The sequence below is a fragment of the Stenotrophomonas sp. 86156_Sma genome (assembly GCF_056481625.1).
This window is the reverse complement of the sequence record NZ_CM151157.1, coordinates 1,680,036-1,695,730: the sequence shown is the minus strand read 5'-3', so window position 1 is coordinate 1,695,730 and position 15,695 is coordinate 1,680,036. Positions and strand designations below refer to the sequence as shown.

15 protein-coding genes are annotated in these 15,695 nt (G+C 66.8%); 8 read left to right on the top strand and 7 right to left on the bottom strand.

Annotation, left to right across the window (positions count from 1 at the left end; genetic code table 11):
* Positions 1-47: 47 nt before the first annotated feature.
* Genes ACZK33_RS07865 through ACZK33_RS07855 form a run of 3 tightly spaced genes read right to left on the bottom strand, consistent with a single transcriptional unit; the run spans position 48 to position 3,057 of the window.
* Positions 48-1,160: an ABC transporter permease gene (locus tag ACZK33_RS07865; protein ID WP_049399908.1), complete on the bottom strand. Its 1,113-nt coding sequence runs from the start codon at positions 1,158-1,160 to the stop codon at positions 48-50.
* Positions 1,157-2,080 carry an ABC transporter ATP-binding protein gene (locus tag ACZK33_RS07860; protein WP_049399907.1) on the bottom strand — a complete coding sequence of 308 codons (924 nt, stop codon included), beginning with the start codon at positions 2,078-2,080 and terminating at the stop codon, positions 1,157-1,159. Before ACZK33_RS07860 ends, ACZK33_RS07865 begins: the two co-directional genes overlap by 4 nt.
* Positions 2,081-2,100: 20 nt before the next feature.
* A complete protein-coding gene (locus ACZK33_RS07855; protein WP_423174058.1) occupies positions 2,101-3,057 on the bottom strand; it encodes an HlyD family secretion protein in 957 nt (318 codons plus the stop codon).
* A 483-nt stretch (positions 3,058-3,540) separates the two neighbouring features.
* On the opposite strand from ACZK33_RS07855, the gene ACZK33_RS07850 reads away from it, so the two are divergent.
* The 7 genes from ACZK33_RS07850 to ACZK33_RS07820 all read left to right on the top strand — a co-directional run bounded on the left by ACZK33_RS07850 (position 3,541) and on the right by ACZK33_RS07820 (position 9,468).
* On the top strand, positions 3,541-4,527 hold the full coding sequence (locus ACZK33_RS07850; RefSeq protein WP_019337148.1) for a PhoH family protein: 987 nt from the start codon (positions 3,541-3,543) through the stop codon (positions 4,525-4,527).
* Complete coding sequence (ybeY, locus tag ACZK33_RS07845) at positions 4,524-5,009, top strand: rRNA maturation RNase YbeY (RefSeq protein ID WP_049399905.1); 486 nt, start codon at positions 4,524-4,526, stop codon at positions 5,007-5,009. The genes ACZK33_RS07850 and ybeY overlap by 4 nt, the downstream gene beginning before the upstream one ends.
* Before the next feature lie 41 nt (positions 5,010-5,050).
* Positions 5,051-5,659, top strand: a complete 609-nt coding sequence (locus ACZK33_RS07840; protein ID WP_478454330.1) for a hypothetical protein — start codon at positions 5,051-5,053, stop codon at positions 5,657-5,659.
* Complete coding sequence (locus ACZK33_RS07835) at positions 5,659-6,246, top strand: hypothetical protein (protein ID WP_423174056.1); 588 nt, start codon at positions 5,659-5,661, stop codon at positions 6,244-6,246. The genes ACZK33_RS07840 and ACZK33_RS07835 overlap by 1 nt, the downstream gene beginning before the upstream one ends.
* Positions 6,247-6,310: 64 nt before the next feature.
* Entirely contained in the window at positions 6,311-7,192 is an 882-nt protein-coding gene (locus ACZK33_RS07830) for an HlyC/CorC family transporter (RefSeq protein ID WP_005408827.1), read from the top strand.
* A complete protein-coding gene (locus ACZK33_RS07825) occupies positions 7,189-8,439 on the top strand; it encodes a lipoprotein N-acyltransferase Lnb domain-containing protein (protein ID WP_423174055.1) in 1,251 nt (416 codons plus the stop codon). Before ACZK33_RS07830 ends, ACZK33_RS07825 begins: the two co-directional genes overlap by 4 nt.
* Positions 8,440-8,445: 6 nt before the next feature.
* On the top strand, positions 8,446-9,468 hold the full coding sequence (locus tag ACZK33_RS07820; RefSeq protein WP_012510579.1) for a magnesium and cobalt transport protein CorA: 1,023 nt from the start codon (positions 8,446-8,448) through the stop codon (positions 9,466-9,468).
* Between the two features lie 191 nt (positions 9,469-9,659).
* On the opposite strand, the gene ACZK33_RS07815 is transcribed toward ACZK33_RS07820, so the two are convergent.
* From ACZK33_RS07815 to ACZK33_RS07800, 4 genes are all read right to left on the bottom strand, one after another.
* Entirely contained in the window at positions 9,660-11,024 is a 1,365-nt protein-coding gene (locus ACZK33_RS07815; protein WP_125893507.1) for an NAD-dependent succinate-semialdehyde dehydrogenase, read from the bottom strand.
* 83 nt (positions 11,025-11,107) lie between these two features.
* Complete coding sequence (locus tag ACZK33_RS07810; RefSeq protein ID WP_032130237.1) at positions 11,108-11,950, bottom strand: ABC transporter permease subunit; 843 nt, start codon at positions 11,948-11,950, stop codon at positions 11,108-11,110.
* Positions 11,947-12,879: an ABC transporter permease subunit gene (locus tag ACZK33_RS07805; RefSeq protein WP_049399899.1), complete on the bottom strand. Its 933-nt coding sequence runs from the start codon at positions 12,877-12,879 to the stop codon at positions 11,947-11,949. The genes ACZK33_RS07810 and ACZK33_RS07805 overlap by 4 nt, the downstream gene beginning before the upstream one ends.
* On the bottom strand, positions 12,876-14,012 hold the full coding sequence (locus ACZK33_RS07800) for an ABC transporter ATP-binding protein (RefSeq protein ID WP_100468111.1): 1,137 nt from the start codon (positions 14,010-14,012) through the stop codon (positions 12,876-12,878). The genes ACZK33_RS07805 and ACZK33_RS07800 overlap by 4 nt, the downstream gene beginning before the upstream one ends.
* A 273-nt stretch (positions 14,013-14,285) precedes the next feature.
* Between ACZK33_RS07800 and ACZK33_RS07795 the strand changes: the two genes are divergently transcribed.
* Positions 14,286-15,686 (top strand): flavin-containing monooxygenase, encoded by a 1,401-nt coding sequence (locus ACZK33_RS07795; RefSeq protein WP_423175402.1) that lies wholly within the window; start codon positions 14,286-14,288, stop codon positions 15,684-15,686.
* Positions 15,687-15,695 lie beyond the last annotated feature (9 nt).

Genomic DNA, 15,695 nt, shown 5'->3' with positions numbered 1-15,695 from the left:
ACCGGAGTTGATGCCGGCCAGCGGCCGGCACTACCGGATGGCATGCCCTAATCCAACCGCTTGCGGAAACGCAGGATCGCCAGCGTCATCATCACCACGATGAAGGCCAGCAGCGCCAGTGCATCGTGCCACAGCTCCCACAGCGAGGCGCCGCGCAGCATGATGCCGCGCACCAGGCGCAGGAAGTGGGTCAGCGGCAGCACTTCGGCCAGCCACTGCACCGGCCGTGGCATGCCGGCGAACGGGAACATGAAGCCCGACAACAGGATCGACGGCAGGAACAGGAACAGCGTCATCTGCATCGCCTGGAACTGCGAGCGCGCGCGCGTGGAGATCAGCAGGCCCAGCGCCAGGTTGGCCAGCACCAGCAGCACCGCGGCCAGATAGATGTCCAGCAGGCTGCCGCGGATCGGCACCTGGAACAGCCAGGTGCCCAGCACCAATACCAGCGTGGTCTGCAGCAGACCGATAGCCGCATAGGGCAGCACCTTGCCGACCATCAGTTCGCTGCGCGACACCGGTGTGGCGATCAGCAGTTCCATGTTGCCGCGCTCGCGTTCGCGCACCACCGCTACGGCCGTGAACATCACCAGGGTCATGGTCAGGATCACCCCGATCAGGCCCGGCACGATGTTCACCGCCGAACGCCGCTGCGGGTTGTAGAAGCTGGTCACGCTGATCGGACCACCAGCGATGCTGCCTTCGCGCAGCGGCCGAGTGTTGCTGGTCGGACGCGTATCCAGCGGCACCTGTGCCAGCTGGATCGCTGCGCTCTGCACCACGGTGTCGCTGCCGTCGACCAGCACCTGTACCGCTTCGCGTCCATCGAAGCGACGACGCTCAAAGTCGGCCGGCACCACGATACCGACACTGATTTCGCCACGGCGCAGCGCCTGCATCAGCTGATCGGGCGTATAGGCTTCGCTGCGCGGCGTGATCACGCCGGTGGCAACCATGTCCTGCACCAGCGCGCGTGACGCCGCACTGTTGGCCTGGTCGGCGACACCGGCGTTGAGATGGCGCAGGTTGAGATTGATCGCGTAGCCGAACAGCAGCAGCTGCATTACCGGGATGCCGACGATCATCGCCAGCGTGATGCGGTCGCGGCGCAGCTGCCGCAGTTCCTTGAGCATGATCGCCCACAGCCGGCGCAGGTTCATGCCGCCGGCTCCCGGCCGCGGCCGCGGGTGGCGGCCACGAAGACGTCTTCCAGGTTCGGCGCCACCGCCTCGATGCGGGCCTGCGGATCGGCGCTGGCCAGCGCGCGCCGCAATGCGGCGGCGTCCGCGACATCCTCGCTGCACAATACCCGCAGCTGGGTGCCGATCTGCGCCACGCTCAGCACGCCGGGCAGCTCAGACAGTGCGCGGCTGGCCTGGCGCGGCTGCGTCGAGGTGACCTGCAGCGTGCGGCCGTCCAGCCGTGCACACAGTTCGGCCGGCGTGCCATCGGCCACCAGCGCGCCTCGATCGAGGATCGCCAGCCGGTGGCAACGCTCGGCCTCGTCCATGTAGTGGGTCGACACCAGCACCGTCGTACCGGCATCGGCCAGCTCGAACAGGGCTTCCCAGAAATCGCGGCGCGATTCGGGATCGACCGCACTGGTCGGCTCGTCCAGGAACAGCAGTTCGGGCGAATGCACCACGGCACCGGCCAGGGCCAGGCGCTGCTTCTGGCCACCACTGAGCGTGCCAGCCAGTTGTGGCTGGCGGTCCTGCAGCCGGTATTGCTGCAGCAGTTCGTCGACCCGCTGCCGGGCCTGTGCGCGCGGCAGGTCCTGGATGGCGGCGAGGAACTCCAGGTTCTCGCGCACCGACAGATCTTCGTACAACGAGAAGCGCTGGGTCATGTAGCCGATGCGTCGGCGCAGCGCTTCGGCCTGCTCGGGAACCGCCAACCCCAGCACCTCAATCTGCCCTGCGCTGGGTTCCAGCAGGCCGCACAGCATGCGGATGGTGGTCGACTTGCCAGACCCGTTCGGGCCCAGAAAACCGTATACCTGTCCGCGCGGTACGGTCAGGTCGACGTTGTCCACGGCCAGCAGCTCGCCGAAGCGGCGGGTCAGGCCCTGCGCATGCACCGCGATGTCCGCACCGGTGTTCAGAAGCGCACCTGTACCGGAAGACCCGCTGGCAGTTTCTGCATGTCGCTGTTCTCGTCCACTTCAATCTCGGCCAGATAGCTCAGCCGTTCGACGTCATCGCCGGTCAGTGCGTAGTACGGCGTGAACGATGGTTCGCTACGGATCGCACGTACATGCCCCTTCAGCACGGTGTTGCCGCCTTCCAGCTGTATCTGCGCGGCCTGCCCGACGGTGACCTGCAGACGCAGCGGTTGCGGCAGGTAGACACGCGCATAGGGGCGCTCGCCGACCAGCATCACCGCCACCGGTGCGCCGATGGGGGCCTGGTCACCCTGCCGGTACGGCAAGGCATCGACCACGCCATCGCGTGGCGCGCGCAGCTGCAGTTTCTGCAGGTTGACCCCCTGCACTACCTGTTGTGCCTGTGCGGCTTCGGCGGCGGCCTGGCCCTGGGCGATGTCCTGCGCGCGGCTGCCATGCACCAGCTCCAGCCAGGCCTGTTCGGCGGCACGCACGCTGGCCTCGGCATTGCCGGCGGCGGCACGTGCGCGATCCAGTTCGGCGGCGGCGATCAGGCGCTGCTGCGCCAACGGCTGGACCCGTCGGTAATAGGCACTTGCTTCGGCAGCCTGTGCGCGCAACGCGGCCAGTTGTGCCTGGGCCTGAGCGATCTGCTCCTGGCGTGGGCCGATCTGCAGTTCTTCCAGCTGCGCCTGCGCACGCGCCGTATCAGCCTGCGCTGCGGCGAACTGCGCGTCTCCCCGCGCCGGGTCCAGCTGCATCAGCACGGTCCCGGCCTTGACCTGCTGGCCCTCGCGCACCTCCACCGTGGCGATCACTTCGGCCGCCGGTGCCGGCACCGTGATCCGGTCCCACTCCAGCGTGCCCAGCGCAGTCGGCGTTGACTGCCCACACCCCACCAGCAGGCCGATGCCCGCCAGTCCGATTCCACGCATCCCGTTGCCGATGCCCATGCCATCCCCTCCTGCGACGGCGACACGGTGCCATGTGCCCCGTGCACCCTCAATGATTCCAATCAGCCCTGACGGTTTTTTCACCACGCGTGGGCAAGCCTTTTGCTGCAAGGCTCCGCACCACCTATCCACAGGTTGATTCGGCATCATTCCACAACCGTTGTGGAAATCCGGCACGACCCGGCGCTGTTGCTCGCCGGGCAACGAAACCTGCACTGCCATCACGATGAATGCCCCCCGCGCAGGCCACCCGTGGCAGTGCTGCCGTAGCGACCGGCGACCATGACGCTTTTTTCACCAGGACCTCATGGGCCTTGTGGCACAAGCATTGCGAAGGTCTATCCACAGGTTTCCGCGTGCCCCGTCCACACCGCGTGTGGAAAACGCTGTATCGACCGTCTGCTGGCCGTGTGCCCCGCACGCGCGCTACCCTTGTCCTCCCTGAATACACTGCGGTGGAAGGCGTCCGCCCCACCCCAAGCAATGAAAAGCATCGATCATCGAGACTTCACCCTGTCGCCGGAAGACAACGAGCGACTGGCCAACCTGTGCGGCCCCTTCGACGGGCACCTGCGCCAGATCGAGCTGAAGCTCGGCGTGGAGATCGCAAATCGTGGCTTCGTGTTCCGCATCAGCGGCCCCAACGAAGCCATCGTCGAGGCGCAGAAGCTGGTTGAAGCGCTGTACGCCGAAGCCGGCGAAACGACCTTCGACAACCATGCCATCCACCTGCGCCTGGCGCAGGCCAATGTCGAGCAGATCGCCGAGCGCTCCTACGAAGCGCAGGAGGTTGCGATCAAGGTCAAGCGCGGCACGGTGCGCGGCCGCGGCGCCAACCAGGGCCGCTACCTGCACCAGATCGCCACCCACGACATCAACTTCGGCATCGGCCCGGCCGGCACCGGCAAGACTTTCCTGGCCGTGGCCAGCGCGGTCGAGGCCCTGAATGAATCGCGGGTGCAGCGCCTGATCCTGGTGCGCCCGGCGGTGGAGGCCGGCGAGAAACTGGGCTTCCTGCCCGGCGACCTGAGCCAGAAGGTCGATCCCTACCTGCGACCGCTGTACGACGCCCTGTACGAGATGATGGGCGTGGAAAAGGTGGTCAAGCTGCTGGAGAAGAACGTCATCGAGATCGCGCCGCTGGCCTACATGCGCGGCCGCACGCTCAACGATGCGTTCGTGATCCTGGACGAAGCACAGAACACCACCATCGAGCAGATGAAGATGTTCCTGACCCGCCTGGGCTACGGCTCCACTGCGGTGGTCACCGGTGACCTGACCCAGACCGACCTGCCCAAGCACGTGAAGTCCGGCCTGCGCGACGCCATCGACGTGCTGCGTGAGGTCGAGGGCGTCAGCTTCACCTTCTTCGAATCCCGTGACGTGGTCCGCCACCCGCTGGTCGCGCGCATCGTGAGCGCGTACGACCGCCGCGACCTGCATCAGATCCAACCTGGAGCAACTCCATGACCCGTGGTCCCGTGCGATTGGACGTCGCCGTCAGCTATGCCCTGCCGCGCGCCGGCCTGCCGGCGGCAGTGAGCTTCCGCAAGTGGGTGGCCGCCGCGTTGAAGGGCCGCATCCGCGAGGCCGATCTGGCCATCCGCGTGGTCGATGCCAAGGAAGGACAGTCGTTGAACCGCCATTACCGCGGCAAGGACTACGCCACCAACGTGCTCAGCTTCCCGGCCGAAGTGCCCGAAGGCCTGCCCAAGGGCGTCAAATTCCCGCTGCTGGGTGACCTGGTGATCTGTGCTCCGGTCGTGGCACGGGAGGCCGACGAACAGAGCAAGGCGCTCAATGCCCATTACGCGCATCTGACCGTGCACGGCGTGCTGCACCTGCTCGGCTGGGACCACGAGGACGACAAGGAAGCCGAAGCGATGGAGCAGCTGGAGCGGGAAATCCTGGCCGAGCTGGGCATCGACGATCCATACGCGGGCGAGCGCTGAGCGGGCCACCGCCCGTCGCCAGGAACACGAGAGGAACAAGGATGACCTCGGGAAACGGCTCAATGATGTTTGTGATCGGCGCCACCTTGTTCGCCATGCTGCTGGTGCTGGGCGCGTATGCCGTGCGCCGCATCAGCGCCCGCGACCCCAGCGGCAGGCACTGGCTGCTGCGCAGCCTGGCCCTGCTCTCGCCCGTGTGCCTGCTGGCCGGGCTGGCGATCGGCATGATCGGCCCGCACCTCAGCGGACGGTTGGAACCGGCCCATCTCCCCGGTCTGCTTGAAACGTCGATGGTACTGACGCTGGTGGGTGCACTGACCCTTCCGCTCCTGTGGCGGATGATCGTGCACCGCCGCCTGGGCCGCTCCGTGAACGCACTCCCGTTCTTCCACGCCAGCCGTACCTCGCTGCTGGTGCTGTTCGTGCTGGCTGTGATCTACATGAAAGTGGCCAGGACCGCCGCAGCGGAACTGATGCCCTGGCTGACCAGCCCGGGCCTGTGGCCGGCGGTGGCGCGCATCGCGGGGCAATCGATGCAGGTCGCCATGCTTGCGGTCGTGCTGACCCTCTCACTGATGGTCGTGCGGCGGGCGATGACCGGTTTCCTGCGCCTTCTCACCGGGCTGTTCAGGCGCTCGCCGGGGCTATGATGGCGGCCCTTCGCCTGCGGAAACCGACCGTGTCACTGCGCTGCTGCCTGCCCCTGCTCTGTGCCCTCGCCGCTCCCGCCGCCTTCGCCACCCGCCTGGACCTGCCGGCCCTGATCGAATGCCGCCAGGGCGTGGCCGAGCAGGCCGCGCTGGCGCCGCTGCTGGCCGATCCGCTGATGGCCGTGGCCCAGGGCCTGCAGCCGCTGCCGCAGGGCAACCAGTTCATGAGCGAGTTCCGGCTGGCCAGCCCGATCACCGTCTTCGGCCAACAGACCGAGCGGGTGGCGGTGGCCGGCGCCAGCATCATGGCGGTGCTCGACCAGGCCGACCCACGCCCGCTGGCCAAACGGCTGGAATTGGAGACCGGCTACGACCAGGACGGCAAGTTCATGGCCGGCCGCGAACTGGTCAGCCGCGACGTGACCGACCCGAAGACCGGCGAGGCCCAGATCGAGTCGATCATCCTCAGCGTCTCCACCGTGGCCTCCCACCCCGGCAAGACCCTGGCCGGCTGCACCTACAGCCTGGACCTGCCCGAGGAGGAGCCGGCCCCGGCCGCCCCAACCCCGGCCACCGGCAGTCACTGACAGGCCGTCACATCCTGCTAGACTTGGGTCAACGCCCGGCCTGCCGGGTGCCTTTTTTCCAGAGATGTCAGAAGACGACAGTAGTAGCTCCCCTGCGGAGCACAGTGAAAAGAAGCGCGGCTGGCTTGAACGCCTGACCTCCGCCTTCTCCGGCGAACCCCATACCCGCGACGAGCTGGTCGCTGTCCTGCACACCGCGCAGGAAGAGGGTCTGATCGCCGCCGATACCCTGAAGATGATGGAAGGCGCCATTTCGGTGGCCGAGCTGACCGTGGGAGACGTGATGATTTCGCGCTCGCAGATGGTCTCGCTGCCGGTTGAAGCGCCCTTCCTGGAACTGATGAAGCAGGTGGTCGAATCCGGCCATTCGCGCTTCCCGGTACACGGCGAGAACAAGGACGACATCCTTGGCATCCTGCTGGCCAAGGACCTGCTGCGCGGCGTGGTTGCCGACAACGGCCCGGCCAACGTGCGCGAGCTGCTGCGCCCGGCGGTGCTGATCCCGGAAGCGAAGAAGCTCAACGTGCTGCTGAAGGAATTCCGCCTGTCGCGCAACCACATGGCCATCGTGGTCGACGAGTACGGCGGTGTCGCCGGCCTGGTCACCATCGAGGACGTGCTGGAACAGATCGTCGGCGAGATCGACGACGAGCATGACGAGGCTGAAGATCCCTCGGCGCAGATCGCCATCCAGTCCGACGGCCAGTACGTGGTCGACGCGCTGACCCCGATCGGCGACTTCAACGAGCGCTTCGGCGCGACGTTCTCCGACGAGGACTACGACACCATCGGCGGCCTGGTCACCGAGGCCGTGGGCCATCTGCCGGAAGTCGGTGACGAGCTGGCGCTGGATCGCTTCATGTTCCGCGTGGCCCGCGCCGATGCGCGCCGGGTACAGGCCTTCCACGTGACCGTGCTGCCGCCGGACGCGCAGGACGACGCTTGAAGCGCCGCGGCCTGATCCTCATGGTGTGGCTGGCACTGTGCGTGCTGGCCATGGCCCTGCCGCTGGCCGCCTTCGCGCAGCCGGTCGCAGCCACACCTGCCGTACCTGCAACCAACGCTGAAGCCCCTGCCCCGCGCATCGGCGTGGTGACCATGCAGCCGGGCACCGTGTTCTTCGAACGCTTCGGCCACGACGCCATCGTCGTGGTCGATCCGGTCAGCGGCGAGGCAACCTCGTACAACTTCGGCTACTTCGATCCGTCCGAGGACGATTTCATCAGCCGCTTCGCACGCGGCGACATGATGTATTACCTGGTGGCGCTGCCGTTGCAGCAGGACCTGTCCTACTACGACGAGACCGGCCGTGGCGCCAGCGTGCAGTGGCTGGACCTGCGCCCGGATCAGGCGCGTGCGCTGGCCGCCGACCTGGCCGAGCGGGCCAAGCCGGAAAACGCGCGCTACCACTACGATTACTACACCGCCAACTGCGCCACGATGGTGCGCGACACGGTGGACAAGGCACTGGGCGGCGGCCTGCAGTCGCAGCTGTCGGGGCGCTCGCGCGGCAACACCTACCGCAGTGAATCGGTCCGCCTGGCGTCGCCTGCACCCTGGATGTGGCTGGGCTTCGATGTCGGCCTCGGCCCGTTCGCCGACCAGCCGCTGTCGCGCTGGCAGGAAGCCTTCGTGCCGATGCGCCTGGCCGATGCGCTGCGCCAGGCACGCAACAGCGATGGCCGTCCGCTGGTGCAGTCCGAACAGGAACTGCTGCCGCATCGTATCGATGCGGAGCCGAAGGAATTCGCGCGCCGCTGGTGGCCATGGCTGCTGCTCGGGCTGATCGTGGCCGGCGGCGTGCTGGCGCTGCGCAACCTCCCGCGCCTGCTGGCCGGACTGGCCCTGCCGTTCTGGCTGCTGTGCGCCCTGTTTGGTGGCGTGCTGGTGTTCCTGTGGGGCTTCAGCATCCACTACGCCGCGTGGGCCAATCGCAACCTGCTGTTGCTTTCACCGCTGGCCATGCTGCTGTTGCCGGGTGCAATCGCCCTGCTGCGCCGTCGCGTGCCGGGCCGCATGTTCAGGATCGTGCTGTGGCTGCTGGCGGTACAGGCGGTGGCCGCGCTGGTACTGCACTGGCTGAGCCTGCAGGCACAGTACAACGTGCAGTGGATCGTGCTGTTGCTGCCCGTCCACGTCGCGCTGGCATGGGTGCTGGGGCGTACTCCTCACTTGTCCAAAACACAGCCCTGACGCACGATGGCGGGCATGTCATTGCCCGCCTCTGCTGCCGCGCCCGCCTCGGCCAACCCCGCCTGCGTCATCAACTGCGTCCACTACGATGACGAGGGCAAACGCCACGACATCACCCTGGATGCCATCAGCGATGTCATTGCCAGTGGCAACGGCTTCGTCTGGGTCGGCCTGTACGACCCCAACGACGATGTACTGTTGAAACTGCAGGAAGAGTTCTGCCTGCACGACCTGGCCATCGAGGATGCGCGCAACGCGCACCAGCGGCCCAAGGTCGAGACCTACGGCAATTCCATGTTCGTGGTGGTGACCACCGCGCAGATGGTCGACGAGCGCATCCAGTACGGCGAAACCCATGCCTTCCTCGGCCCGCGCTTCCTGGTGACGGTACGCCATGGCGCTTCGCTGTCCTATGCCCCGGTGCGTGCGCGGGTGGAACGCGAGCCGCAGCTGCTGAAGATGGGCCCGTCGTACTGCCTGTACGCGGTGACCGACTTCGTGGTCGACAACTACCTGCCTATCGTGCACCGCTTCCGCGACACCCTGGAGCTGCTGGAGAAGGACATCTTCGCCGACACCTACAAGCGCAGCACGGTGGTGCGGCTGTACGAGCTCAAGCGCGAGCTGAACAAGATGCGGATGGCGGTGGCGCCGCTGCAGGATGTGCTGGCGCAGCTGCGCCGCTACCAGGGCGAGCTGATCCCCGACGAAGTGAAGCTGTACATCCGCGACGTGCACGACCACGCGGTACGCATCAGCGATGTGATCGACACCCTGCGTGAGATGCTGGGCACCGCGCTGAGCGTGAACCTGTCGCTGGTGACGCTGGCGCAGGGCGAGACAGTGAAGCGGCTGGGTGCATGGGCCGCGCTGCTGGCGGCGCCGACGCTGATCACCAGCTGGTACGGCATGAACTTCAGCCACATGCCGGAGTTGAGCGAGCCGTGGTCGTACCCGCTGATGATCGTGGGCGTGGGCGGTGTGTGCGTCGGGCTGTACCGGTTGTTCAAGCGCGCGAAGTGGTTGTGAGGGGTATCGACCAACGGTCGATACCCACCAGGCAAGGGGGGCGTCGATACCCACCAAGCACGTGGGCATCGATACCCACCAAACCGGTAGGCCACGACCGTTGGTTGTGGCGCATGACCCGCTTCTGGTAGTGCCGGCCGCTGGCCGGCAACCAGGCAATGCCGGCCAGCGGCCGGCACTACCGTTCGGCATCAAGCCACGTAGACGGTCTTGATGTTCATGAACTCATGGATGCCGTGGTCGGCCAGCTCCCGGCCGAAACCGGACTGTTTGCTGCCGCCGAACGGCAACCGCGCGTCGCTCTTGACGATGGCGTTGACGAACGCGGCACCGCATTCCATGCGCTGCGCGAAACGTTCGCCGCGCACTGGATCGCGCGTCCACACGCTGCCGCCCAGGCCGAAGCGGGTGTCGTTGGCCACGCGCAGTGCCTCGGCCTCGTCAGCGACACGGATCACCGCAGCCACCGGCCCGAACAGCTCCTCGTCGTAGGCCGGCATGCCCGGGCCGACCTGATCGAGCACGGTGGCCGGATAGCCGGCATGTGTACCCGCAATCGGCTCACCACCCAGCAGTACCCGCGCGCCCTTGGCCACGCTGGCCTGCACCTGCTTGTGCAGTTCGTCACGCAGATCGGCACGGGCCATCGGCGCCAGCGTGGTACCGCGCTCGTCCGGATCACCGTACTGGCGCTCGGCCGCGGCTTCCACGAAGCGCCGGGTGAACTCATCGGCCACCGCCTCGACCACGATGAAGCGCTTGGCCGCGATGCAGGTCTGCCCGCTGTTATCGAAGCGCGACTTCACCGCCGCCGCCACGGTCTTGTCGAGGTCGGCATCGTCGAGCACCACGAAGGCATCGCTGCCACCCAGCTCCATCACCGACTTCTTCAGCTGGCTGCCCGCGTTGGATGCGATCGAGCGCCCTGCCCGCTCGCTGCCGGTCAGTGTCACCGCCTTCACCCGTGCGTCGCGCAGCACCTCAGCCGCCTGGTCGTTGTCGATGTGCAGTACATCGAACACGCCGTCAGGCAGGCCACCGTCACGGCATACCGCCAGGATCAGGTCGGCGCACTGCGGCACGTTGCTGGCGTGTTTGAGCAGGGCCACGTTGCCTGCCATGAACGCCGGGGCGAGGAAACGGAACACCTGCCAGATCGGGAAATTCCACGGCATCACCGCGAACACGCAGCCGATCGGCTCGTAGCGCACATAGCTGCGCTGGGCTTCGGTGTCGATCAGCTGCGGCTTGAGATAATCAGCTGCGTGGTCGGCGTAGAACTCGCAGGCCGCCGCGCACTTGTCGACCTCGGCCAGCGCTTCGGCCTTGAGCTTGCCCATCTCATGGGTCATCGCCTGCTGCAGATCGTCACGGCGCGCACGCAGTTGGCCAGCGATCTGCTTGAGGATCGCCCCCCGCTCCTGCAACGAGTGATCAGCCCAGCCGGGGAATGCATCGGCGGCGGCCTGCAGGCGCTGCTCGACGTCGGCAGCACCCATCAGTTCATGGCGGTAGGTCACCTGGCCGGTGGCCGGGTCGACAATCTCGACGGTCATGGGGGATCTCCATCTGGTAGACCCCCATTGTGCGCCGCCGGCCGTGAGCCGGATGTTGCCGACGCTGTCGACAAACCGTGTGCTCAGCCGTTTTCCTGCCGCGCCAGCTGCAGGTCGCGCTGGCGCCGTTTCTCGGCGCGGGCGTTGATGTACCAGCCGATCACCGCGGCGATCGATACCGCCGACACCAGCAGCGTGGCCAGTGCATTGATCTTCGGGCTGATACCCATGCGCACCGAGGCGAACACCTTCATCGGCAGCGTGGTCGAGCCCGGCGTGGCGACGAAGCTGGCCACCACCACGTCATCCAGCGACAGGGTGAACGCCAGCAGCCAACCGGCCACCAGCGCCGGCGCGATGATCGGCAGGGTGATGCGCCCGAACACGGTCAGCCGGCTCGCGCCCAGGTCCATCGCGGCTTCTTCCAGCGACAGGTCCATTTCCTGCAGGCGCGAGGACACCACCACGGTGACGAAGCACAGGGTGAAGGTGACGTGGGCGATCCAGATGGTGGTCAGGCCGCGCGCCGGAAAGCCGGGAATCGCGCCCATAGAGGCCAGCAGCGCCATCAGCGAGAAGCCCAGGATCACATCCGGCATCACCAGCGGCGCGGTCACCAGCGCGCCGAACAGCGGCTTGCCACGGAAGCGCTTGAAGCGCGTCATCACCATCGCCGCCAGCGTGCCCAGCACGGTGGCGGTACAGGCGGTCCAGAACGCCACCACCAGGCTGGTCCACATCGCATCCATCAGCGCGCGGTCGGCGAACAGGTCGCTGTAGGCGCGGGTGGAGAACCCGGCCCAGACCATCGCCAACCGCGAGCTGTTGAACGAATAGAACATCAACAACAGGATCGGCAGGTACAGGAAGGCGAAGCCGAGCAGCAGCACGCCCAGCCCGAGGCCCTTTGCGCTACGCGGGCTCATGCCTGCTTCCCTTCCAGCAGGCGCTGCTGGGAACGGTTGAACAGCAGGATCGGCACCAGCAGCAACAGGATCATCGCAACTGCCATCGCCGACGCGCCCGGCCAGTTGCGGTTGTTGAAGAATTCATTCCACAGCTGGCGGCCGACCATCAGCGTTTCCGAGCCACCCAGCATTTCCGGAATCACGAATTCGCCGATCGCCGGGATCATCACCAGCATGCAGCCGGCGATGATGCCGGCCTTGGACAGCGGCAGGGTGATGCGCAGGAACGCCTGCCACGGCTTGGCACCGAGGTCGTAGGCAGCTTCCAGCAGGCGGTGGTCATGCTTGACCAGGTTGGCGTACAGCGGCAGCACCATGAACGGCAGATAGCAGTAGACGATGCCGATATAGGCGGCGGTCGGGGTGTCGATCAGCTGCAGTTTCGGCAGGCCCATCGACGTCATCAGCGTCTGCAGACCGGTGAACTGCAGGAACTGGTCGAGCAGGCCGTTGCGGTCCAGGATCGCCTTCCATGCATACACGCGGATCAGGAACGAGGTCCACGACGGCAGCACCACCAGCATCATCGCCACGTTGCGCGCGGCCGGCGACAGGCGCGCGATGGCGTAGGCCATCGGGTAGCCGATCAGCAGGGTCAGGAAGGTCGAGATCGCCGCGATCTTGATCGAGCTCAGGAACGCCTGCGCATAGATCGAATCGCGGAACAGCGCCAGGTAGTTTTCCAGGTTCAGCTTCAGCGAGAAGCCGCCATCGGCGTACTGCAGCAGCCAGGTGTACGGCGGCGAGCCGACCCGGCTGAGCGAGAAGCTGATCATCAGCACGATCAGGAACGGCACTGCGAAGAACAGCAGCAGCCACAGATACGGAATGCCGATCACCGTGGCACGCAGCCCCGGCAACCAGCGCTTCAGGCCGGCGACGCTCATGAGGTCAGCACCACGCCGTCGTTGTCGCGCCAGTGCACCCACACCTCGTCGCCCCAGGTGAGGCCATCACTGGCCCAGCGCTGCGAGTTGGCGAAGTTGGCCAGTACCTTGGCACCGCTGGGCAGGCGCACGTGGTACACCGAGTGGCTGCCGAAGTAGGCAATGTCCTCGATCACGCCCTGCGCCTTGTTGGTGTGCCCTTCCGGCTCGTCCTTGCCGATCATCACCTTCTCCGGGCGCAGCGCGAACGCGACCGGCTGCCCTTCATAGCCGGTGATGCCATGGGCGATGTAGATCGGCGCCGGGAACAGCGGCGAGCGCACGGTCACGTACTCGGGAAGGTCCTCGTCGATCACCCCGTCGAACAGGTTGACCGAACCGATGAACTCGGCGACGAAGCGGTTGGCCGGCTGCTCGTAGACCTCGTCCGGCTTGCCGACCTGCTGGATCCAGCCGGCATCCATCACCGCGATGCGGGTGGCCATGGTCATCGCTTCTTCTTGATCGTGGGTAACCATCACGCAGGTCACACCCGACGATTCGATGATGCTGACCAGTTCCAGTTGCATCTGCGAGCGCAGTTTCTTGTCCAGCGCGCCCATCGGCTCGTCCAGCAACAGCAGCTTCGGCCCTTTGGCCAGCGACCGCGCCAGCGCCACGCGCTGCTGCTGGCCGCCGGACAGCTGATGCGGCTTGCGCTTGCCCAGGTGCCCCATCTGCACCAGGTCCAGCATCTCGCCAACGCGCTTGCTGATCGCGTCCTTTGCCATCCCGTCCTGCTTGAGGCCGAAGGCGATGTTCTGCTCGACCGTCATGTGCGGGAACAGGGCGTAGGACTGGAACATCATATTGACCGGCCGCTGATACGGCGGCAGCGCGTCCAGGCGCTGGCCGTCGAGGGTGATGCTGCCCTTGGTGGGCGTCTCGAAGCCACCCAGACAGCGCAGCAGGGTCGATTTGCCACTGCCCGAGCCACCGAGCAGGGCAAAGATTTCGCCCTTGCGCACGTCCAGATTGACGTCGTCAACGGCGACGAAACCGTCGAATTCCTTGCGCAGGTCACGAATGGAGAGATAGCCGGGCGCACCGGTCGTGTCGACGACGGTGGCTACCGGCTGGGCTTCAACGGGCATGGGGGCTCCGGGAGCGGGCGGTGGACAGCGGCCGCCATTCTAACGGCCGGGGGGCCCAGGGGATATGACGGCGGCAGGCGGAAGCGGCCGCTGGCCGGCTCCGGGGGCCCTGGGAGTGTCGGTTTTCCCCCGCCATGGTGGCCTGCCCGCGCAAAGGCCCGGGCTCCCCTGGACGACCCTGCGGCCGTCCCGGCCAGACACCACAGGCGACGCCTCGATCTGCAACGTTTTTCAGAACCGGATCTGTTGAAGGCCCGGGGCATTCCCCGCGCAATGGCCCGGATCAAGCCCCTGCATGGACCCATCCTGGTGACTTCCCCGGACAGCCCCTCCCCTTTCCCGCCCCGCCTGCCGGGCTCCCTGCCTGCAACGCTGCCGCTGGTCATCATCGGCGCCGGCCAGGCCGGGCTGTCCCTCAGCGCGCTCCTGCAGGAAGCCGGCGTCGAGCATCGCGTGCTGGAGGCCGAAACCGTGGGCGCCAGCTGGCAGCGGCGCTGGGATTCATTCCAGACCAACACCGCCAACGCGACGATGGCCCTGCACGGCCATGCCTATGCAGGTGACGACCCGGAAGGTTTCATGGGGGCCCCGGAGGTGATCCGGCGGCTGCGCGGCTATGCCGACGAACGTTCGTTGCCGATCAGCGAAGGTTGTGCGGTTCAGCGGGTCACGCCCGCATTGGGCGGCTATGCCATCGAAACCAGCCACGGATTGATCCGGGCTGGGGCGGTTGTGGTCGCTACCGGTGAATACCGCCGCGCGCGGATGCCCCGGGTCCCGTTCGCGCCCGCGCGGGGTCTGACGGTGCTGCACTCCGGCGACTACCGCAACCCCCGCCAGCTGCCCGACGGCGGCGTGCTGGTCATCGGTGGCGGCCAGTCCGGCGCGCAGATCGCCCAGGACCTGCGCGACAGCGGTCGCAGCGTACACTGGTCACTGGCCCAGCGGCATTCGCATACCCGCCGGCTGCGCGGCAAGGACTCGATGACCTGGTGGGACATGGCCGGGCGTATCCACCAGCATGTGAGTGAAGCGGCCGCCGTCCTGGCCGGAGAACCGGATGCGCTGCGCAAGGCCCGTACCGCCGAATTCCCGCTGATTTCCGGCAAGGGGCGTGCCGGCCTGGGCAGCTCGATCAGCCTGCTGGCGATGCACCGCGCGGGCATCAGGCTGCTGGGCCGGTTGCAGGGCTTCGATGGAAATGTCGCCCGCTTCGCCGATGTACGCCCGCAGCTGCGCACCGCGATCGAGGCCACGCGGGCCGAGTACGCCTATCTCGATTCGCTGGCCTGCGCGTACTACGCCACGCGTCCCGAGCCACGCACCGACGATGCCCGCTACATTCCGGAGGAGGTCTATCTGCACTGGGAGCCGGACGCATCCCCGCGCGAACTGGATCTGGAGGCGGAAGGCATCCGCTCGGTGGTGCTGGCCACCGGCTTCGTCGCCGAATGGCCCTGGCTCGACGTACCGGGCGCGCTGGATGCACATGGCTACCCGCTCGGCGACTTCGGTGTTTCACCGCAACCGGGGCTGTTCTTCATCGGCATGCACAACCTGCAGCGGATGAGTTCATCGTTCCTGTGCAACGGCGGTCGCGATGCACGCGACCTGTTGCCGGCGATCCTGCGGCACCTTGACCAGGGCGGCGGTACCGCGCCCGGCCAAGGATGAAGCAATCCG